The organism is Cupriavidus basilensis, from assembly GCF_000876015.1.
GTDB lineage: Bacteria > Pseudomonadota > Gammaproteobacteria > Burkholderiales > Burkholderiaceae > Cupriavidus > Cupriavidus basilensis_B.
The window spans coordinates 213,616-234,404 of sequence record NZ_BBQM01000004.1 but is presented as its reverse complement, the minus strand read 5'-3'; the positions used below and the strand labels follow the sequence as shown (position 1 = coordinate 234,404).

Here is a 20,789-nt window from a genome sequence, read left to right as displayed (position 1 = left end):
CTCGCCCCTGGTCGCAGGTGCCGTTCCGTCGCTCATCTGACGGAACAGCGCGCCCCGGTCAGACGAGCGGCTGTTTTTTGGCTTTGGCGCGCGCGGGCATCCGCGGCTGCGAGGCAGCTCGGGCGGGTGCGGAAATCGGCGGAAAGGCGCGCATGGCGAAGCGGGGATCGGGAAAACCGGGGATCGAGAATCCGGGCAAGGCCGCGGCGGTGCCGGTGCGGGACCGCGGCCGCCGGGCCGAAGCCGACAATCTACCGGCACCGGCATGCCGGCGTCAACCGGCACGCCGGCGCTTGCCGGCGGCGCCCCCTGCGCTACACTGGTGCTTCCCCGATTTCCGGAGTGTTCGATGCGCGCATCCCTGTCCCCTGCCCTGTCCTCTGTCCCGGCCTCCGCGCGGTCCGTCCTGCGCTGGCTGCTGCTGGCCCTGTGCGCCAGCCTGCTGTCCGCCTGCGGATACAACGACTTCCAGGCCAAGGACGAGGCCGTCAAGGCAGCCTGGGGCGAAGTCATCAACCAGTACCAGCGCCGCGCCGACCTGATCCCCAACCTGGTCAACACCGTCAAGGGCTACGCCACGCACGAGCGCGAGACCCTCGAAGCCGTGACCAAGGCCCGCGCCGCGGCCACCAGCATCCAGGTCTCGCCCGAGACCCTCAACGACCCCGAGGCCTTCAAGCGCTTCCAGCAGGCCCAGGGCGAGCTGAGCGGCGCGCTGTCGCGCCTGCTGGCCGTGTCGGAAAACTATCCGCAGCTCAAGGCCGACGCCTCTTTCCGCGATTTGCAGTCGCAGCTCGAAGGCACCGAGAACCGCATCACGGTGGCGCGCCAGCGCTATATCGCCGCGGTGCGCGACTACAACGTCCTGGCGCGCAGCTTCCCCACCAACCTGACCGCGATGGTGTTCAAGTACCCGGTCAAGCCGTCCTTCTCGGTGGAGAACGAAAAGGCCATCTCGGCGCCGCCGGCGGTGAAGTTCTGATCCGCGCCGCGCACGCAGCAGGCTAGACCCAAGAGGCTGAACCCAAGAGGCTGAACCCAAGAGGCTGAACCCATGCGGCAAGACCTGGCCCGACCCCTCCCCCTGCCGGCCGCGCGCGGCTGGCGCGGCGCGCTGCTGGCGCTGGCGCTGATGCTCGGCGCGCTGCTGGCGTGGCCGGCCGCGGCGGCGGCCGGCGCCGACGGCTTCGTGCCGGTGCCGCCGCTGACCCAGCGCGTGACCGACCTCACCGGCACGCTCAGCGCCAGCCAGCGCGGCGCGCTGGAAAACGTGCTGGCCGAATACGAGCAGCAGCGCGGCAGCCAGATCTTCGTGCTGATGGTGTCCACCACCGAGCCCGAGCCGATCGACGCCTACAGCATCCGCGTGGCCGACGCCTGGCGCGCCGGGCGCAAGGGCATCGACGACGGCGTGATCCTGCTGATCGCCAAGGACAACCCGCCCGGGCTGCGCAAGATGCGGCTCGAGGTGGGCCGCGGCGTGCAGGGCTCGCTCACCGACGCGATGTCCAAGCGCATCCTGCAGGACGTGATGGCGCCGCACTTCCGCCAGAACGACTTCTACGGCGGCCTCGCGGCCGGCGTCTCGGCCATCCAGGCCACCATCGACAAGGAAGGCCTGCCCGGCCCGCAGGCCGGCGGCAAGCCGGCCCAGCGCGATTCGCTGGCCGACTGGCTGCCGGTGCTGTTCCCGCTCGCCATCATCCTGTTCTTCTTCATCTCCGCCGCGCGCCGCCCGCGCGGCCCGCAGATCGTGACCGGCCGGCGCGGCTGGGACGCGGCCGCCGGCGGCCTGGGCGGCACGCTCGGCGGGCTCGGCGGCGGCTGGGGACGCGGCGGCGGAGGCGGCTTCGGCGGCGGTGGCGGCGGAGGGGGTGGCGGATTCGGCGGCGGCGGGGGCGGCGGATTCGACGGAGGCGGCGCCTCCGGCAACTGGTAGCCACGCATGCCCCACTTCAAACGCGCGCTGCGCCACCTCGGCACCCGCCCCGGTGCCGCCAACCGCCACTTCCCCGCCGAGGCCCGGCAGCAGCTGCAGCAGGCGGTCGCCGCCGGCGAGCAGCGCCACCACGGCGAGGTGCGCGTGGTGATCGAATCCAGCCTGCCGGTCGGCCTGGCCTTCGCCGGCATCACGCCGCGCGCGCGGGCGCGCGCCCTGTTTGGCGCGCTCGAGGTCTGGAACACCGAAGGCCACACCGGCGTGCTGCTCTACATCAACCTGGCCGACCACGCCGTCGAGTTGCTGGCCGACCGCGGCATCGACGCCCGCGTCGGCCCCGAGACCTGGCGCGCGCTGTGCAACGAACTGGCCGCCGGGCTGGCGCGCGACCTTTCGGTCAGGCCGGTGCTGGCGGCGGTGGAGCAGATCCACCACCTGCTCGCCACGCACTTCCCCGCCGAGGACGGCAAACCCAAACACAACCAGCTGGACGACCGGCCGGTGGTGCTGTAGCGCCCCCCGGCCGCGCGGCGGCAGGCGCGCCTTCGCCGCGGATCGCGGTCAGGCCGCCCGCGCGCCGCGCTCGCGGCCCAGCGCGTACCAGGCCGCCGCCGCCACCTGCAGCGCCACCAGCCCGCCCCACACCACGAGGTGCGCGCGCGCCGGATAGCGGCCGTCCGCGACCGGCCAGAGATCGAGCACCATGCCCACCCCGACCTGGCAGGCGAAGGTGGCCAGGAACACCGCCAGCGTCAGCGCGGTGGTGGCGCGGCCGATCAGCGCGTCGGGAAAACCGCGCGCCAGCACGGCATAGGCCAGGATGCCGCTCGAGCCGAACACGCCGTAGGCGCTCCACATCAGCACCGGCGGCAGCGGCACGCCCGCGATGATCAGGCACTGGACCACGATGAAGCCGCTCATGCCCAGGCCGGCGAACGCATACAGGCTCAGCCCGGCGCGCTCGAGGTGGCGCGCGGCCCAGCCGGCGCACACGCAGCCGCCCATCATGGCGAAGCCGATCACCGACACCAGCCGCGCGCTCTGCCCCGGCGACTGGCCCGCCACGTCGCGCAGGAAGGCGCCCACCCACAAGGTCTGCACCGACAGGAAGATGCCCTGGTTGAGCAGCGCCAGCGGCACCACGCGCAGGAAGCGCTCGTTGCGCAATACCTGCCAGGTGCCGCGCAGCTGCTCGGTGAGACGCTGCTGGCCGGCGCCGCCGGCTTCGGGCGCGGCGAACCACAGCAGCGCCGCCATGCCCAGCGTCAGCCCGGCCAGCCCGTAGCTGAGCGTGCGCCAGTCCGTCCACGACAGCAGCCACGCCAGCGGCGCGCCCACCACCACCGCGCCGAGGCCGCCAATGGCCATGACCACGCCGTTGAGCAGCGGCATGCGCGACGGCGGGAACCAGATCGACAGCGCCTGGATGGCCGCGCCCAGGCACACCGACACGCCGATGCCGATCAGCAGGCGCCCGGCCGCCAGCGCCGCCATGCCGGGCGCGCTGGCGAACACCAGCGCGCCGGCCACCGCCGCCAGCAGCAGCACGGCCTCGGTGCGGCGCGGGCCGAAGCGGTCGAGCAGCAGGCCCGCCGGAATCTGCGCGCAGGCGAAGCCGAGGAAATAGAAACTGGTCAGCAGGCCGAGATCGGCGGCGCTCAGGCCCATCTCGCGGATCAGGTGCGGCGCGAAGCCCAGGTTGACGCCGCGGTAGACATAGGACACCAGGAAACCGAGCGAGAAGATGCACAGCACGCGCCAGCGCGCGCCGGCGTCGCGCGGCAGGGCCGGCCCGGGCCGGCTGCCGGCGGCGGGCGCGGGCGAGGCGGCAACGGCGGCGGAGGTGGCGGAGGAAGAAGCAGGATTGGCGGAAGTCATGCCGGCATTGTCCCGAGTCGCACAATGCAAGGCCAACGAAAGATACCTGCCGCGATTGTGAGTAGAATTTGACGGCAATGACCTCCCGAACGCCCAAGCCCGCCCCGCCGGCCGCGCCGCCGTCCATCCCGGCCACCGCCGCCACCGTGGCCGATGGCCCCGCTGGCGCGCCGGCGCCCGGCGCCACGCGCCAGCGCGCCGCCCCGCACCTGCCCGCGCTGCAGGCGCTGCGCGCCGTGGAGGCCGCGGCCCGGCACCGCAGCTTCTCGCGCGCGGCGCAGGAGCTGGCGCTGACCCACAGCGCGATCAGCCACCATATCCGCGCGCTGGAGGCCAGCCTCGGCACCAAGCTGTTCCAGCGCGCCGCCCACCTGATGATGCCCACCAGCGTGGGCGCGCGCCTGGCCGAGCGCATCCGCGACGGCCTGGCCGAGCTGCAGGACGGCCTGCGCGAGGCCAGCAACGGCTGCGCGCCGCAGGTGATACGGCTGGAAGTGAGCGTGATGGCGGATCTCGCCAATGCCTGGCTGATCCGCCGCCTGCCCAGCCTGCGCGACGTGCTGCCGGGGCTGGACCTGCACCTGCGGCTGCACGCCGAGATCAGCCCGCCCGACCCCTACGCGGTGGACGTGGGCATCTGGCACCAGCGCGTGGACCTGCCCGGCTTCGCCTGCCACAACCTGATCGAGGACCACGTGGTCGCGGTGGCCAGCCCGGCGCTGCTGGCGCGCTATCCCGGCTTCACGCTGGCGGACCTGCCGCGCCTGCCGATGCTGCGCTTCGCCCTGCGGCCGTGGCGCGACTGGCTGGAAGCGGCCGGCCTGCCGCCCAGCGAGCCCGAGCGCGGACCGATCTTCCAGGACGCCGGCATGCTGCTGCAATCGGCCGTGGCCGGCCAGGGCGCGGCCACGGCGCGCCTGCAGCTGGCGCGCGACTATCTCGCCAGCGGCGAGCTGGTGCAGCTGGGCACCGCGCGCATCCCGTCCAGCCTGCACTACTGGGTCATCTGGCGCGAAGCCAATCCGCGCGAGAAGACCATCCAGCAGTTCCACGCCTGGCTGCAGGCGCAGGTGGCGGCTTCGTCGCTGCCGGACGGCGTGCGGCCCGCGGGGATCTAGCCGCCCTGGTTCCGCGCCGCCGCGCGCAGGGCCTCGATGCGCTCGCGCGTGAGCGGATGGGTGGAGAAGAAATCGTTGTCCCCGGCCTTGTCGCCGTCCTCGGCGGCGCGGCGGCTGCGGCGCTCGCGCTTGGTCTCGCGCCCGCCGGCGCCGGCGGAGGCGTCGCCGCTGGCCGCCGGCGCCGCCGCCTCCTCCTGCCTGTGCGCGGCCTCCAGCGCCTCCAGCACGTCGGCGAAGGCCGACACCGGCAGGCGGTTGTCCCGCATGACCTCGACCGCGTAGGCATCGGCCGCGCGCTCGTGCTCGCGCGAGTAGCGCAGCGTCAGCAGCGTCGCCGGCACGCCCGCCAGCACGCTGGAGTAGTCGCCGAAGAAATACGCCGCCAGCGCGCCCACCGCCGAGGCCTGCAGCACCTGCTGCAATCCGTGGCGCTGCGCCACGTGCCCGGCTTCGTGGGCCAGCACACCGCTCAGGCCCGGGCCGGCGCCGGCCAGCTTCACCAGTTCGTCGGTGACGACGATGGTGCCGCCCGGCAGCGCCAGCGCGTTGGCGCCAAGCTGGCCGCCGCGGCGGAACACGATGCGGTAGTCGTGGCCCGGGTCGGGCGGGCGCCGCAGCGCGGCGAAGTCCGCGCGGACGCGCTCCTGCTGCGCGGCAGGCAGCCGGGATGGCGCCAGCAGCCCGTCGTCGATGCTGGCCAGCGTCGCCTCGCCGAGCCGCGCTTCCAGCGCCGGCGGCACGCGGCGCGCCACCACGCCCGCGCCCCACGGCAGCACCACGACGTAGCCGACCGCCAGCACCGCCGCCAGCCCGAGCACCGACAGCAGCACCAGCCGCCAGCTGTTCTGCGCGCGCGCCACCCAGCCCTCGCGATGGCCGCTGGCGGCCAGCAGCGCGGCCAGCCCGGCGTGGTCGGCGATCTCGCAGAACGCGCCGTCGGCGAACGTCACCAGGCGCGGCGCGCGGCGCACGCGCTCCGACACCCGCAGCGCCGACAGCGGAGCGCGCCGCAGCACCGCGCCGCCGCCGTCGCGCAGCACCGCCTCGCGCCCCTCGACCGACAAGCTGGCCGCGTGCGCGCGCGACGAGCGGCCATCGTAGTAAGTGGCGGCGACCGGGGCCGGAGCCTGGGAGGGATGCGGCATCAGGCGGACGGGATCAAGGCAAGGCTCACGGCGGGCTCACAGCGCGATGTCGATGTCGTACCAGTCCACCGCCGCGTCGCCGAGCGCGCCGACCTGCTGGGTTTCGCCGGCCACGAAGGCATCCAGCGGCGCCGCCGCCAGCATGGTCATGCTCTCGACCCGGTAGCGCGTCGAGCGCACCTTGGCGAACGGCATGAACAGGCCCAGCGTGAACACGGTGACGATCAGGTTGGTGAAGAAGATGAAGAACAGCCGCCCGGCCCTGACCTCGCTGCGAAACGCATGCGGCGCCAGCGTGGTGTGGTTCCACACCAGGTTCTGCAGGCGCGCCATGAAGAACGGCCCGATCGACAGCAGCGCCACGTAGAAACCCGCCACCGCCGCCAGGAAGGCCATCGCCGCGCCGCCCGCGCTGCCGCCGAGGGCATGGCCGAGCACGCCGACGACGACCGCGGCGAGCACGCCCACCGCCACCATCATGCCGAAAGCGCGCAGGTACACGCCGTAGAAGCCGCCCGCGGCGGCATCGATGGCGAACGGCGCCGTGCCGAAGCGCGTGTGGTTGTGCTGGTAGCGCTTGAAGCGCTGGTGCGCCAGCGGCGCCAGCGCATAGAGCGTGAGCACCGCGAGCGCGGGCCACAGCAGGAACACCTTGTAGGCCTCGGCGTCGCCGCCGGTGAAGGCGAAGCGCAGGCCGCGGTAGCTGGAGTTCGCCATGCGAAAGCGCAGCGAGCGCACCAGCAGCAGCGGGAACACCAGCGCCAGCGCGAGGCCCAGCGCCAGCGACAGCAGTATGGAGACGTGGCCGGTGAGCTGGAACACCGCCGCCAGCGCGAACACGATGGCCCGGCCCTTGAGGATGGCCGTGGGGCGGCCGTGATAGTCGAAGCTGGCGTTGTCGAGCCGCGTGTTGCGGTAGAAATACTGCATGGTGCGCACCTTGGCCCAGGGCGAGTAGATGCCCAGCGTGACGATCGTCAGCAGCGCATTGACGATCCAGATGCGGAAGTACTCCGAGCCCGAGCCGACGAACTCGAACCGCAGCGGATGCGGCTGCGCGGCGGGCGCGGCCGAGGCCGGCACCGGGAAATCGTTATTGCTGTCGTGCATTGCTGGCTTCTCCCTTGAATGCCGCAAACGGTACCCGTCTAGGCCCATGCGCCGGCGGAAAATCGGGCGACGATAGCCCACCGCCATCGTGGCGGCGAGCAATGTATCAGGACTGCAACCAAAATCGCCGTCACCGGGCCGATTTGTAAGAAGTTCCTGCCTCATCCAACAGAGCGAGAAAGCGCCGCCCCGGGCGTGCGCCGGCCCACGTTGGCCTACCGCGCGACTACAGCGCGGCTACAGCTTTTGGCGCCGGCCTCATCCGGACGCGCGTTGCCCGCACCGCCGGCGGGCATGCGCGCGGCGCAGCGTGCGCTGGCCCACGCGGCCCGCTCCGGGCCCCGCCGTATCGCGCATGAAACCATTTGCGCGACGGTGCGGCGGCTGCTCCACCACCCGGATGCGCCTGCGCGCTTACCCGACCCCGCCGGGCACGATTTTGCCTGAAAACATGACGAGCGCGCCTTGTCATGCACTTGATCGCACCGCCAGGCGCCGGCCACGCCACTACGCGGCCGGCCCGCGCGATCCGGCCGGGCACGGCAGCACCGCGCCACAGTAACACCAGGGAAACATCCTGTTACAAGAACCGCGTCAAGTTACAAGTAGCCCAAAAACATCACCAATCAAATCAAACACTTAGGTTCACTGGCATGTTCGTCGCTCTTATGCCCGTTACAAAGACCAGAGCGACCGGGAACAAGACAACACGGTACGCCGAGGATGCCAGGGCCAAGCCGGTGCAATCCGGCAGCCCCGGCATCACGACAAAGCATTGAAAACGGGGGGGAAGCGGTTGCCGTGACAGGGCAGCCGTTTCGCGGGGAGGTTTGGCGGCGGGCCGGCGCAATCTTTGTTTCCACGGCCCACGCCGCAGCGGCGACGAGCAACGCGCCGCGGCGGCGATCACAGGCAGTCTTGCAGCACTTTCAGGCGCGGACCGGTTCCTGAGGGAGGTCAGAACCGGTTCGCGGCACCTACCAGCGCAACAAGCCGCAGCAAGCGGCGACCGCGCCGGGTGAGGACCCGCGGCTGGCACCCAGCCACACGGTTCCCTGAAGACTGGTGGAGCCGGGAGGCCCGCCTTGTCGCGTAGCGCCACGGGGAGGCGGCGATGCTTGCATCGCTGCTGCGCCACCGCGCACGCGTCATCGAGGAATCCCCCTGGCTTGGCCACGGCCGGCACCACCGGCCGAATCTTGTGCCCGACTCTCAGCGGGCGCTTTTTCCCCTTGAACCATGACGTAAAGGAGAAGGACATGAACACCATGTTCGAAGGCATCAAGCGTTTTGCGCGTGAAGAAGACGGGGCTGCCGGCGTGGAATATGCGCTGCTGCTGGCGTTCGTGGCGCTGGTCATGATCGTGTCGGGCCCGGCCCTGGCCACCGCGGTCGGCAGCATCTGGTCGAAGATCCAGGCGGCGCTGACGACGGCGGCCGCCTGAGCCTGCCGCCCGCGCGTCCCGGCCGGATCCGAATCCGACCGGGCCGCGCGCCGCCTGCCCGCGAATGCCTCGGTATCACGCCGTCACGCGCTTCATGCAACGAGGATGCCATGAGTACCTTTGACCCTCTTACCAGCGGATACCTGCTCGCCCTGGCCGGACTTGCCGCCGCCAGCGACATGCGCAGCCACCGTATCCCCAACTGGCTGGTCGCGGCCGGACTCCTGCTGGCGCTGGCGCTGCAGATGACCTTGCACGGGCCAGGCCAGGGCGCCCAGGCCTGGCTGACCGGCGCGCTGGCCGGATTCGCGCCCTACCTGGCGCTGTACCTGCTCGGCGCCGTGGGCGCCGGCGATGCCAAGCTGATGGCCGGCATCGGCGCCTTCGCCGGACCGCAGGCGGCGCTGGAGATCGCCATCGCGAGCTTCGCCGTGGGAGGGCTGCTCGCGCTGGCCGTCATGCTGATGCGCAAGCGGGTGAGAAAGACATTGTCCGGGATCGGCACGCGCCTGCTGTGGCTGCCGCTCGGCCTGCGGGCCAATCTGGCCGGCAGGGACAAGCTGACCACGGCGGCCCGCCTGCCCTACGCGGTGGCGATCGCGGGCGGCGTGGTGCTGGTGATGACGGGCGTGCTCTGACGAGCCGGGCGCACGGCCCCGCCACGAAAGACAAAGACAAAACAACAACGACGACGACGATGAACGGAACTGGCGCCAGGGCCAGGGGAGGCACTCGCGCCTCGCCGGCGGCGCCGATGCCTGGATCCACACTGGGGAGGACCATCAAATGAGAAACGTACGCGCAATCGTGATGCTGCTGGTGGCGGCGCTGGCCGGGCTGGCGGCGGTGGTGCTGGCCTCGCGCTGGATGATGCAGCAGAGCTCGGGCAGCGTCACCAAGGTGGTGGTGGCCGGCACCGACATCAACCTCGGCCAGCGGCTCGCGCCCGAGTTCGTCAAGGTCGTGGACTGGCCGCGCGAGAGCCTGCCGCCCGGCGCGCTGACCGACCAGAAGCTGATCGACGGCCGCGTGACCAAGGCCAGCGTGATGCGCGGCGAGCCCATCCTCGAATCCAAGCTCACGCCCGTCGGCACGCGCGGCGGCCTCTCCGCCGTGATCGCCGAGGGCAAGCGCGCCATCACCGTGCGCGTCAACGACGTGGTGGGCGTGGCCGGCTTCGCGCTGCCGGGCAGCTTCGTCGACATCATCGTCAACACGCAGAAAGACCAGGCCAGGAGCGAGGGCGCCACGCAGAACGAGCAGTCGATCTCCAAGATCGTGCTCGAGAAGATCCTGGTGCTGGCCATCGCGCAGGAGGTCAACCGCGACGAGACCAAGCCCAAGGTGGTCAATGCCGTGACGCTGGAAGTCTCGCCGGAAGAAGCCGAGAAGCTCGACCTGGCGCGCAGCGTGGGCACGCTCTCGCTGGTGCTGCGCAACCAGGTCGACCCGCGCCCGGTCGACACCGCCGGCGCCACCAAGCGCAGCTTGCTCAACGAGCCCGTGCTCAAGGCCGCGGTGGCCCCGGCGCCGGTGGCCAAGGTGATACAGGTCGTGCAGCGGCTGACCGAGAAGAAGATCGCCAGCAACTGCGTGGGCGTGATCAGCGGCATGCAGCAAAACCAGGAATGCTTCTAAGGCACGGACGCCGACGACGCCAGATGCCGGCCCCAGCCACTGGGGTCAACAACCGGGGGGAAAATCAAATGGACCGACACCATACCCAGGAGGGCAGCCCGCGCGGCCGCGCGCCGCGCAACGGCCCCTCACGCCTGAACCTGACCGCGCTCGCCGTGCTGTCGATGACCTGCGTCTGGCTGGGCAGCGAGCAGGCCCGGGCCGCTGATGCCGCGGCCGCCGGCACCGCCGGCGCGACGGGGAATGCGGGCGCGGCGGGCGCCGCCCAGGCACAGGCCGCGCAGGCAGCACAAACTGCGCCGCAGGCGATGAAGCTCGCCGCCAACGGTCCGATCCAGCTCACCATCGGCGCGGCCAGCGTACCGCCGCCGCCGAGCGATGCCGGCCTCAGCCGCGGGCCCAATTGCATGGGCGCGGCGCGCGAGCCGCAGCAGATCGCGGTGCCGGTGGGCAAGTCGCGCATGCTGCCGCTGCCCGAGCCGGTGCGCACGCGCACGCTGGGCAATCCCGGCGTGGTGCAGGCCATGCTGGTGTCGCCGCAGACGCTCTACCTGCTCGGCCTGGATGTCGGCACCACCAACATGATCGTGCAAGGCAAGAGCGGCAACTGCACGGTCATCGACGTGACGGTCGGCGCCGACCCCGGCGGCCTGCAGTCGACCCTGCACGACCTGCTGCCCGGCGCGCGCGGCGTGCGCGTGTCCGCCGCCGCCGACAGCCTGGTGCTGACCGGCAACGTGCCGGACTCCACCGTGGCCCAGATGGTGATCGACATCGCCAACGCCTTTGTCGTGCGCCAGACGCGCGGCCCCCTGCAGGCGCCGCCGCAAGGCTTCGGCGCGCCCGGCCAGCCCATGCTGGCCATGAACGGCATGCCGATGGGCGGCATGGGCATGGGCATGGCCGGCACCGGCAACGCCGGCGGACAGCCGCTGCGCAGCCAGCGCATCATCAACATGATGACGGTGGATTCGCCGCAGCAGGTGATGCTCGAAGTGAAGGTGGCCGAGGTGTCCAAGACGCTGATCGACCAGCTCGGCGCCGCGTCCAACCTCAACGGCGCCTTCGGCAGCTGGAGCTTCGGCCTGCTGGCCAACTTCCTCTCGGGCGGCGCGGGCGTGATCACCGGCATCAAGCACAACAACCTGCCGTTCAACTTCCAGGTCGACGCGCAGAAGGGCGACAGCCTGGTCAAGGTGCTGGCCGAGCCCAACCTGATGGCGATCAGCGGGCAGGAGGCGAGCTTCCTGGCCGGCGGCAAGGTCTTCATCCCGGTGCCGCAGGCCTCCAGCGCGGGCGGCACCACCATCACGCTGCAGGAAGAGACCTTCGGCGTCGGCCTGCGCTTCACGCCGACGGTGCTGGCCAACGGCCGCATCAACCTGAAGGTGGCGCCCGAGGTGTCCGAGCTGTCGCCCACCGGCGTCGCGCTCTCGGCGCCCAACCTGAGCGGCAGCACCATCCTGCCGCTGATCACCACACGCCGCGCGTCCACCACGCTGCAGGTGATGGACGGACAGAGCTTCGCCATCGGCGGCCTGATCAAGAGCAACGTCACGGGCAGCCTCAAGGCCCTGCCGGGCGCCGGCGAACTGCCGATCCTCGGCAACCTGTTCCGCAGCACCAACTTCCAGCAGGACAAGAGCGAGCTGCTGTTCGTGGTCACGCCGCGCCTGGTCAAGCCGCTGCCGGCCAACTACCCGATGCCGACCGACTCCTTCGGCAGGCCCACCCCGGGCGAGGTCTTCATCAACGGCAACATGGAAGGCCATCCGGACGTGGTCATGCCGCCGAGAGCGCCCGCCGGCGCGCCGCTGCCGGCGCCGGTCAGCGCGCCGGCCGCGCCGATGGCGCCCGCCCCGGCCGCGCCCACCACCAGCAAGGACCCGATGGCGGGCCCGCGCGACAGCGCCGACGCGGCCGCGCCGGCGCCGACCATCGCCGGCACGGCAACGCCTGCCGATGCCGCGCAATGAACAGGGGAAACATCATGGACATCCGCACACTCGCCGCCCGCTGCGCGCGGCTCGCCCTGGCCGCCGCCGCCGCGGGCGCGGCCGCCGGACTGGCCGGCTGCATGACCACCACGCCGGTGTACGACGCCCACTTCGGCGAAGCCGTGCGCATCGTGCGCGCCATGCAGACGCTCAATCCCGATGCCTCGCTGAACGCGGACCCCGTCACCGGCGTCGACGCGCGCAGCGCCACCTTCGCGATGGACCGCTACAACACGTCGTTCCGCAATCCGCCCGCGGACACGAATGCGTACGCGATCGGCGTCGGCACTTCGTCCGCTTCGTCGGCGCCCTGACCCGATGGCGGCACGCGGTGACATGCGGCGGCCCGCTGCAACGCCGCCGCGGGCCGCCAGGCACAACACAATCTGGGAGAAACAGTGATGGCAAAGCTCATTCTGGTCTCGGCCGACGAGGCGCGGGCCCGGCAGATGTCTTCGATGGCCGGCCAGGCCGCCACGCAAAGGCAGTTGCAGCTGGTCTGCGCCGACCCGGAGAAGGCACTCGGCATGGCCGGGCTGATCCATCCCTCCGACTTCCTGATCCTGCAGGCCGACGACTTCAGCGCCGACGTGCTGGAACGCCTGCGCCAGCGCTTCCCGGAGCCCGGCGACGTGCCCTGCATCCTGGTCACGCCGTCGCCGTCGGCCGAGCTGCTGATGCGCGCCATGCGCATGGGCATCCGCAGCGTGCTGCGCTGGCCGCTGGACCCGCGCGAGTTCAACGGGGAACTGGAGCGGCTCGCGGTCAAGCCGCTCAACGGCAGCCACGCCGAGGCGCGCACCTTCACCTTTGCCTCCTGCAAGGGCGGCAGCGGCACCACCTTCGTCGCCGCCAACTTCGGCTACGCCATCGCCGCCCGGCGCGGCAAGCGCGTGCTGCTGGTGGACCTGGTGCAGCAGTTCGGCGACGGCGCCTTCCTGGTCACGGACAAGGCGCCGCCGGCCACGCTCGCGGACATCTGCCAGCAGGTCGAGCGCCTCGACCTGGCGCTGCTCGATGCCTGCATCACGCATGCGCACCCGAACTTCGACGTGATCGCCGGCGCGGGCGATCCGGTCAAGGCGGGCGACATCAAGTCCGCCCACCTGGAAAACATCCTCGACCTGGTGCGCCCGGCCTACGACGTGATCCTCTTCGACATCGGCCAGGACATCAACCCGTCCTCGATCATGGTGCTGGACCACAGCGACACCATCTACCCGGTGCTGCAGCTGAGCCTGCCCTACCTGCGCGCGGGCCGCGGCCTGATGGAGATCTTCCGCTCGCTGGGCTACCCCGCCGACCGCCTGCACCTGGTGATCAACGAGTTCGAGAAGCACTCGCCGGTGAGCGTGCGCACGCTGGAAGAAACGCTGGGCGGCAAGGTCGCGCACATCCTGCCGTCCGACCTCAAACCGGCCCGCGACGCCAGCAACCAGGGCGTGCCGGTGCTGCAGCTCGCCGAGCGCAGCCCGATCGCGCGCGCGCTGGCGCAGATGGTGGACACGGTGTTCCCGGACACCGCGAAGCAGGAGGACGGCCTGCTGCGCAAGCTGCTCGGCCACGGCAGGGAACGCGCCGGGCAGGCCATGCCGGTGGAGCGGCACGCCTGAACGGATCGCGGCGACGGCCGCCCCGGCAACCCAGATACCGGCGCGCGACGCGCCACGGAGAAACGAGATGTCACTGCGCGAACAACTCTACGAGAAGGCCGGCGAAACGGTGGCCGAGCGCGTCGGCCCCGCCGCCCCCACCGCGAACGCCGCCTACCAGCAGCTCAAGATGGAAATCCACGAAGCCATCATCGAGCGCGTGGAACTGGAAAAACTGCAGCGCCTCGCGCCCGACCAGGTGCGCCGCGAGCTGGCCCTGCTGGTCGAGCGCATCATCGACGAGCGCAACATCCCGATCAACGAGAGCGAGCGCAAGCGCCTGGTGTCGGACGTGCGCGACGAGATGCTCGGCTTCGGCCCGCTCGAGCCGCTGCTGACCGACCCGACCGTCTCCGACATCCTGGTCAACACCTTCAGGCAGGTCTACGTGGAGCGGCGCGGCAAGCTCGAGCTGACCGACGTGACCTTCCGCGACGACGCGCACCTGATGAAGGTCATCGACAAGATGGTGTCGCGCGTGGGCCGGCGCATCGACGAATCGAGCCCGATGGTGGACGCGCGCCTGCCCGACGGCTCGCGCGTCAACGCCATCATCCCGCCCTCGGCGGTGGACGGCCCGCTGCTCTCGATCCGGCGCTTCTCGGTCAATCCGCTGATGGTCAAGGACCTGGTGGAGCTGCAGACGCTCACGCCGCCGATGGCGCAGCTGATCGAGGCGATGGTCAAGGCCAAGCTGAACATCCTGATCTCGGGCGGCACCGGCAGCGGCAAGACCACCATGCTCAACATCCTGTCGGGCTTCATCCCGGCCAGCGAGCGCATCGTCACCATCGAGGACGCGGCCGAACTCCAGATGCGGCAGAACCACGTGCTGCGCCTGGAGACGCGCCCGCCCAACATCGAAGGCCGCGGCGAGATCACCCAGCGCGCGCTGGTGAAGAACGCGCTGCGCATGCGCCCCGACCGCATCATCCTCGGCGAAGTGCGCGGCGCCGAGGCGCTCGACATGCTGCACGCGATGAACACCGGCCACGAAGGCTCGCTCGCCACCATCCACGCCAACACCCCGCGCGACGCGCTGACCCGGCTCGAGAACATGATCAGCATGGCGGGCCTGTCGCTGCCGCCGCGCACCATGCGCCAGCAGATCACCTCGGCCATCACCGTGATGCTGCAGGTCTCGCGCCTGACCGACGGCCGCCGCAAGCTGATGAGCGTGCAGGAGATCACCGGCATGGAGAGCGACGTGGTCAACATGCAGGAGATCTTCACCTTCAAGCGCACCGGCGTGGACGCCGAGGGCCGCGTGAAGGGGCACTTCTGCGCCACCGGCGTGCGGCCGCACTTCTGCGAGCGCCTGCAGGCCTTTGGCGTGAACGTGCCGGAACGGCTGTTCGAGCCCTCGATGCGCTTCGAGGTATGAGCCGCGCGCGCACCGTCCAGGAGATCACGCCATGAACCAGACCTTCGCGGCCTTCGGCCTCTCGCTCTTCATCGCCATCGTGCTGGCGGTGGTGGCCGGCTACCAGTGGTGGCAGAGCAAGCACAGCGCCGGCGCGCGGCGCCTGGGGCGCCGCGTGCGCGCGGCGGTCCAGGCCGGCTGGCAGGAGCAGTCGTCGTCCATCATGAAGGAGCGCGCCCTGAGCAGCTCGGCGTCGTTCGCCAGCCTGCTGCGCCTGCTGCCGCGCATCCACGCGCTCGACCGGCTGCTGATGCAGTCGGGGCTCAACTGGACGGTGTCGACGTTTCTCTGCTTCAACCTGCTGCCCGCGCTGGCGATCTGCGCGTTCGGCATGCTGATGGGCCTTCCCGCCCCGGCGGTGGGCATCGCCGCCCTGTGCTCGACGGCGGCGCCGCTCTGGTTTGTGCTCCGGCGCCGCAGTCGCCGCCTCCAGCTGATCGAGACGCAGCTTCCGGAAGGCGCCGACCTGATCAGCCGCGCGCTGCGCGCCGGGCACTCTTTCTCCAGCGCGCTGGACATGGCCGGCGACGAGCTGCCCGATCCGCTGGGCGCGGAGTTCCGCCTGACCTTCGACGAGCTGAACTTCGGCGCGTCCATGCACGACGCGCTCAACAACATGGCCGCGCGCGCCCCGCTGCCGGACCTGCGCTACCTGGTGATCGCCGTGCTGATCCAGCGCGAGTCCGGCGGCAACCTGGCGGAGATTCTCGGCAACGTCGCCCGCATCATCCGCGAGCGCATGAAGCTGCTGGGGCAGGTGCGGGTGCTCTCGGCCGAAGGGCGCTTCTCCGGAATCATCCTGGCCGTGCTGCCGTTCGCGCTGGCCGGGGCCATGTACCTGCTCAACCCCACGTTCCTGGATCCGCTCGCCAACGATCCCATCGGGCCGTGGATCGTGGGATATGCCGTGCTGCTGATGCTGCTGGGCCTGCTGTGGATGCGCAAGATCGTGCGCATCCACATGTAGCCGCCGCCAGAAGAACCGGGAGAGACACATCATGCCAATCGAGCAAATCCTGATCCTGATCCTCGCCTTCGTGGTGGCGTTCGGCGTGACGCTGGCCGCCATGATGCTGTTCCAGCCCGACATCCTGCGGCGCCGCATCTCGCAGGTGAGCAAGTCGGCCGCGGGCGCGGACAGCGTGCCCTCGGTGCTCCAGGACGACTGGATGCGCAAGCTGGAACGGCTGTCCAGGCCGCTGGCCAGGCTCGCCCTGCCCAAGGAAGGCTGGGAATCCTCCACCATCCGCATCCGTTTCATGAATGCGGGCTGGCGCAGCCCGTCGGCGATCGCGGTCTACTTCGCCGCCAAGACCGTGCTGGCGGTGGCATTCCCGCTGCTGGTGCTGCTGCTCACGCGCGGCGTGGTCAGCGAGGACAACCCGCGCCTGCTGCCGGCGGCGCTGCTGGCCGCCGCCATCGCCGGCTTCTACCTGCCGGACCTGGTCCTGCGCCGGCGCATCCGCGTGCGCAAGCAGGCGATCTTCGAAGCGTTCCCCGACACGCTCGACCTGATCACGGTCTGCGTCGAGGCCGGGCTGGCGCTCGACGCCGCGCTGCTCAAGGTCGTCGAGGAATTCCGCGGCGAGAACAGCGCGCTCGGCGAAGAGCTCGAGCTGCTGGTGCTGGAACTGCGCGCCGGCCTGTCGCGCGAAAAGGCCCTGCGCAACTTCGCGCTGCGCACCGGCGTGGAGGACATCGACATGCTGGTCAGCATGCTGATCCAGGCCGACCGCTTCGGCACCAGCGTGGCCGACTCGCTGCGCGTGCATGCCGACACGCTGCGCACCAAGCGGCGCCAGCGCGCCGAGGAATGCGCGGCCAAGATTGCCGTCAAGCTGCTGTTTCCGCTGACGCTGTTCATCCTGCCGTCGCTGTTCGTGGTGCTGCTCGGCTCGCCGGCCATCCAGTTCTACCGCTCGCTGATCCCGTTCATGATGGGCAACAACCAATAGGCAACCCAGGCCGCGCGGCGACACAGCGGGCGCGCCAGGCGGGCACAACCCAGGACAGGAGGACCTACCATGCAACCTTCGGCCATCTTCGGGCGGCTGCGCCAGCGCGGCGCCAGCGCCGTCGAATTCGCGCTGGTGGCGCCCGTGTTCTTCCTGGTGTTCTTCTCCATCATCGACTTCAGCATGATGATGTTCGCCAACCTCGCCATGCAGAACGCCGTGCGCGAGGGCGCGCGCTTCGCCATCACCGGCCAGAACACCCTCGATCCGGCCAACGCCGCCCAGCAGCGCTACCAGGCCGTGCTGGCCAGGATCCACGACGCCTCGCTGGGCATCTACGACATGTCGAACGCGACTGTGACCACCTGGGTCAACGGCAGCTCGCAGGCCAGCGGCAACACGATGTTCGGCGGCGCGGGCGACCTCGTGGTGATCCAGGTCAACTGCGCCTGGCCGCTGGTCACGCCGATGGTGGCCGCGTTCTTCTCCTCCACGGGCGGCAAGTACACGTTCAGCGTGGCCGCCACCATGCGCAACGAGGCCTTCTGATGAACCGCATCCGCCCCCTTCCGCGCAGGCGCGCCGCGCGCGGCATCGCCAGCATCGAGTTCGCCATCCTGCTGCCGATCTTCATCTTCCTCACGCTGCCGGTGATCGACTTCGCGCGCGCCATCCAGGCCAACCTGATCCTCGTCAACCTGACGCGCGAGGGCGCCAGCCTCGCCTCGCGCAGCGCCTCCTATACGCCGCAGGACATCATGGTCGCGCTGGCGCAGACCACGCCGCCGCTGAAGATGAGCCAGCGCGGCATGATCTACATCACCAAGATCATGGGCGACAACGAGTGCAACAAGAGCGGCTCGAACTGCGCCGTGCGCAACATCGTGCTCGAGCAGTACCGCTGGGCCGGGGGCTGGTCGCTCGGCGGCTCGGCGCCGGACAGCAAGGTGTGGAATTGCGGCGGCGGCACCGGCCAGTGGCAGAACGACGGCAGCTGCGGCGGCATGCCCGCCGGCGGCAGCACGTCGCCCACCGCGAACGCCATGACGGGCCTTCTCACCGACGGCCAGATCGCCTACGTGGTCGAGTCCTACTACAACTTCGACATGCTGTTCAAGGGGCTGACCATCGGATTGCTCAGGATGCCGGACATCGGCCCCAACCTGTATTCGGTCACGTCATTCTGACTGCCGCCGCGAGACCACGACGCAAGGAGCCGCCATGAGAAGCCCCGCAACGACACTGCGAACCGCGCGCGCGCCGGGCACCGGCAGGCAGCGCGGCCAGATCACCCTGATCGCCGCCATGACGATGATCGGCCTGCTCGGCGCGGCCGGGCTCGCGGTCGACGCGGGCATGGCCTACGTGACCAAGGCCAAGCTCAACGCCGCGGTGGACTCCGCCGCGGTCGCGGCGGCCCGCGCCGTCACCAACGGCACCACGCAGTCCGACCAGGCGGCCGCGGCGCGGCAGGCGGCGCAGGATTTCTTCGACGCCAACTTCCCGAGCGGCTACCTGCAGGCCGTGCCGGCGATGGCCACGCCGAGCGTGCTGTTCGACACCCCGACCTCGGGCGCGGTCACCATCAACGTCTCGGCGTCGGCCACCATGCCGCTCACGCTGATGAAGGTGCTCGGCTTCAACAACGTGGCGGTCGCCGCGACGGCCCAGTCGATCCGCCGGGATCTCGACCTGATCTTCGTGATCGACGCGTCTGGTTCGATGTCGCCCGTGTGGAGCACGGTCAAGTCCAACGCCAACAGCTTCCTCGACCAGTTCAGCCCGTCGTCGGACCGCGTCGGACTCGTGCATTTCGCCTCGGGCGGCCTGTCCGACATCCCGATCAGCACCACCACCCGGGGCTTCAACCGCCCCAACATGCAGAACACCATCAGCAATCTGGCCAACGGCGGCAACACCAACTACGCCGAGGCGCTCTACCAGGCGCGCGCGCAGCTCGACAGCATCACCAGCAACCGCTCCAGCCTGCGCGTGGTGGTGTTCTTCTCCGACGGCCAGCCCAACACGCTGTCGGCCAGCTACAAGATGGGCACGGTCACGACCACCGCCGTCACCACCAACTGCAACCGCAACTGCACGACCACCACCACGACCAGCGCGCCGGTGCCCACCAACACGGTATGCGCGGGCGGCATCACGGCCACCTCGCCCGGCAGCAGCCTCAGCGGGTTCTACGTCATCTCGCAGCAGAACACCAGGATGTCCGGCGCCTGCGCCAGCCTCAGCACGACCACCACCACCGGCGACACCAACAACGGCCGCCGCAACGGCACGGTGACGACGACGGTGACGCAGCCGATGGCGATGCCGCAGTGGTACAACGCGCACAACGCCGCCGACCAGCAATACGCGATCTACCCCACCAGCGTGCCGTACACCGTCACGTCGGCCTATTCGGCGCAGAACGTCTACTACGCGGCCACCAACGTGCCCATCGAAATGGCCTCCTACCTGCGCGACAACAACGTCTACATCTTCACGCTCGGGCTGGACGGCAACGGCGGCTTCGACGAGGGCCTGCTCAAGAACATGGCCAACACCACCGACGCGCCGCTCTACAACAAGAACCAGACCTCCGGCGTGTACTGCTACGCCAAGACCATCGACAACCTGAAGCCCTGCTTCTCGAAACTGGCGTCGGAGATCCTGCGGATCTCCAGATAGGCAGCACACAGCGCGCATCGACGCGCACCGAAGCACACACGACACGCCGGAGGCATCATGATCGACAGCAAGTCCATCCCACTCGCACGCGCGCTCGCGCGCGACCCGCTGCCGCCGCTGCTGCGCCTTCGCGACGCGGCACTGGAAGCCTGCCTGCGGGGCAGCACCGCCTTCCTGCTGGGGATGTTCGCCTTCGCGGCGATCAAGCAGTGGATGGCCGACCCGACCCGCGTCACGCTGCTGCTCATGGTGGTGGCGGAGTGCCTGACGCTCGGCCTGTCGCTGGTGGTGCGCGCGCCGGCGCGGCGCGACTGGAATCCCGTTGCCGTGCTGTGCTCGCTTGCCGGCACCTACTATTTCCTCGCCTTCCAGCTCGCGCCCGGCACGCGGGTCGTGCCGGAGGCGATCGGCGCCGGCCTCCAGATCGCCGGGCTGGGGTGGCAGATCTTCGCAAAGGCGTCGCTGCGCTATTCGTTCGGCATACTGCCGGCCAACCGCGGCATCGTCTCGAGGGGAGCCTACCGGTTCGTGCGGCACCCGATCTATCTCGGCTACTTCGTGACCGACATCGGCTTCCTGCTGGCCAATTTCGGCATGCAGAACCTCCTGGTGTTTGCCGGGCAATTCCTGCTCCAGGGCATCCGGATCATCCGCGAGGAGAAGCTCCTGTCCGACGATCCCGCATACCGCAGCTACAAGCGCAACGTGCGCTCCCGCATGATCCCCCGCGTCTTCTGAGCGCGGCGCGTCAAACAGGCCGGCCCGGCATGCGGCCGCGCTTGACCGCGGCCGCCCTTTTCTGAA

General features: G+C 70.4%; 20 protein-coding genes. 17 read left to right on the top strand and 3 right to left on the bottom strand.

Annotated elements, in window-relative coordinates; translation table 11 throughout:
- Positions 1–349 precede the first annotated feature (349 nt).
- From KF708C_RS03285 to KF708C_RS03275, 3 genes are all read left to right on the top strand, one after another.
- Positions 350–982, top strand: a complete 633-nt coding sequence (locus tag KF708C_RS03285; protein ID WP_059410731.1) for a LemA family protein — start codon at positions 350–352, stop codon at positions 980–982.
- Between the two features lie 72 nt (positions 983–1,054).
- Complete coding sequence (locus KF708C_RS03280; protein ID WP_059410730.1) at positions 1,055–1,939, top strand: TPM domain-containing protein; 885 nt, start codon at positions 1,055–1,057, stop codon at positions 1,937–1,939.
- Positions 1,940–1,945: 6 nt separating this feature from the next.
- Positions 1,946–2,452 (top strand): TPM domain-containing protein, encoded by a 507-nt coding sequence (locus KF708C_RS03275; RefSeq protein WP_059410729.1) that lies wholly within the window; start codon positions 1,946–1,948, stop codon positions 2,450–2,452.
- Positions 2,453–2,500: 48 nt separating this feature from the next.
- Here the strand turns inward: KF708C_RS03275 and KF708C_RS03270 are convergent, their stop codons facing one another.
- Entirely contained in the window at positions 2,501–3,817 is a 1,317-nt protein-coding gene (locus tag KF708C_RS03270) for an MFS transporter (protein WP_082079415.1), read from the bottom strand.
- A gap of 77 nt (positions 3,818–3,894) precedes the next feature.
- Here KF708C_RS03270 and KF708C_RS03265 point away from each other — a divergent pair, with 77 nt between their 5' ends.
- Complete coding sequence (locus KF708C_RS03265) at positions 3,895–4,935, top strand: LysR substrate-binding domain-containing protein (RefSeq protein ID WP_231586368.1); 1,041 nt, start codon at positions 3,895–3,897, stop codon at positions 4,933–4,935.
- Here KF708C_RS03265 and KF708C_RS03260 read toward each other — a convergent pair.
- Together KF708C_RS03260 and KF708C_RS03255 are read right to left on the bottom strand one after the other, a co-directional pair.
- A complete protein-coding gene (locus KF708C_RS03260) occupies positions 4,932–6,080 on the bottom strand; it encodes a M48 family metallopeptidase (RefSeq protein WP_059410728.1) in 1,149 nt (382 codons plus the stop codon). The two genes, KF708C_RS03265 and KF708C_RS03260, sit on opposite strands and share 4 nt — an antisense overlap.
- Before the next feature lie 36 nt (positions 6,081–6,116).
- Positions 6,117–7,190, bottom strand: a complete 1,074-nt coding sequence (locus KF708C_RS03255; RefSeq protein ID WP_059410727.1) for a YjgN family protein — start codon at positions 7,188–7,190, stop codon at positions 6,117–6,119.
- Positions 7,191–8,449: 1,259 nt separating this feature from the next.
- On the opposite strand from KF708C_RS03255, the gene KF708C_RS03250 reads away from it, so the two are divergent.
- The 13 genes from KF708C_RS03250 to KF708C_RS03190 all read left to right on the top strand — a co-directional run bounded on the left by KF708C_RS03250 (position 8,450) and on the right by KF708C_RS03190 (position 20,723).
- Positions 8,450–8,635, top strand: coding sequence for a Flp family type IVb pilin (locus KF708C_RS03250; RefSeq protein ID WP_020204530.1), 186 nt, complete (start codon positions 8,450–8,452; stop codon positions 8,633–8,635).
- A gap of 110 nt (positions 8,636–8,745) precedes the next feature.
- Complete coding sequence (locus tag KF708C_RS03245) at positions 8,746–9,273, top strand: A24 family peptidase (protein WP_059410726.1); 528 nt, start codon at positions 8,746–8,748, stop codon at positions 9,271–9,273.
- 148 nt (positions 9,274–9,421) lie between these two features.
- Positions 9,422–10,273, top strand: coding sequence for a Flp pilus assembly protein CpaB (cpaB, locus tag KF708C_RS03240; RefSeq protein ID WP_059410725.1), 852 nt, complete (start codon positions 9,422–9,424; stop codon positions 10,271–10,273).
- 68 nt (positions 10,274–10,341) lie between these two features.
- Entirely contained in the window at positions 10,342–12,249 is a 1,908-nt protein-coding gene (locus KF708C_RS03235; protein ID WP_059410724.1) for a type II and III secretion system protein family protein, read from the top strand.
- Positions 12,250–12,263: 14 nt separating this feature from the next.
- Positions 12,264–12,584 carry a hypothetical protein gene (locus KF708C_RS03230; protein ID WP_020204526.1) on the top strand — a complete coding sequence of 107 codons (321 nt, stop codon included), beginning with the start codon at positions 12,264–12,266 and terminating at the stop codon, positions 12,582–12,584.
- An 87-nt stretch (positions 12,585–12,671) separates the two neighbouring features.
- Positions 12,672–13,883: an AAA family ATPase gene (locus tag KF708C_RS03225; protein WP_059410723.1), complete on the top strand. Its 1,212-nt coding sequence runs from the start codon at positions 12,672–12,674 to the stop codon at positions 13,881–13,883.
- Positions 13,884–13,950: 67 nt separating this feature from the next.
- Positions 13,951–15,306, top strand: coding sequence for a CpaF family protein (locus KF708C_RS03220; RefSeq protein ID WP_020204524.1), 1,356 nt, complete (start codon positions 13,951–13,953; stop codon positions 15,304–15,306).
- 31 nt (positions 15,307–15,337) lie between these two features.
- Positions 15,338–16,312: a type II secretion system F family protein gene (locus tag KF708C_RS03215; RefSeq protein WP_020204523.1), complete on the top strand. Its 975-nt coding sequence runs from the start codon at positions 15,338–15,340 to the stop codon at positions 16,310–16,312.
- A gap of 31 nt (positions 16,313–16,343) precedes the next feature.
- Positions 16,344–17,300 (top strand): type II secretion system F family protein, encoded by a 957-nt coding sequence (locus KF708C_RS03210; protein ID WP_020204522.1) that lies wholly within the window; start codon positions 16,344–16,346, stop codon positions 17,298–17,300.
- Positions 17,301–17,369: 69 nt separating this feature from the next.
- Complete coding sequence (locus KF708C_RS03205; RefSeq protein ID WP_020204521.1) at positions 17,370–17,849, top strand: TadE/TadG family type IV pilus assembly protein; 480 nt, start codon at positions 17,370–17,372, stop codon at positions 17,847–17,849.
- Complete coding sequence (locus tag KF708C_RS03200; protein WP_020204520.1) at positions 17,849–18,487, top strand: TadE family protein; 639 nt, start codon at positions 17,849–17,851, stop codon at positions 18,485–18,487. The genes KF708C_RS03205 and KF708C_RS03200 overlap by 1 nt, the downstream gene beginning before the upstream one ends.
- Positions 18,488–18,521: 34 nt before the next feature.
- On the top strand, positions 18,522–19,985 hold the full coding sequence (locus KF708C_RS03195; protein ID WP_020204519.1) for a vWA domain-containing protein: 1,464 nt from the start codon (positions 18,522–18,524) through the stop codon (positions 19,983–19,985).
- Between the two features lie 57 nt (positions 19,986–20,042).
- Positions 20,043–20,723, top strand: coding sequence for a methyltransferase family protein (locus KF708C_RS03190; protein WP_059410722.1), 681 nt, complete (start codon positions 20,043–20,045; stop codon positions 20,721–20,723).
- The last annotated feature ends 66 nt before the right edge of the window (positions 20,724–20,789 follow it).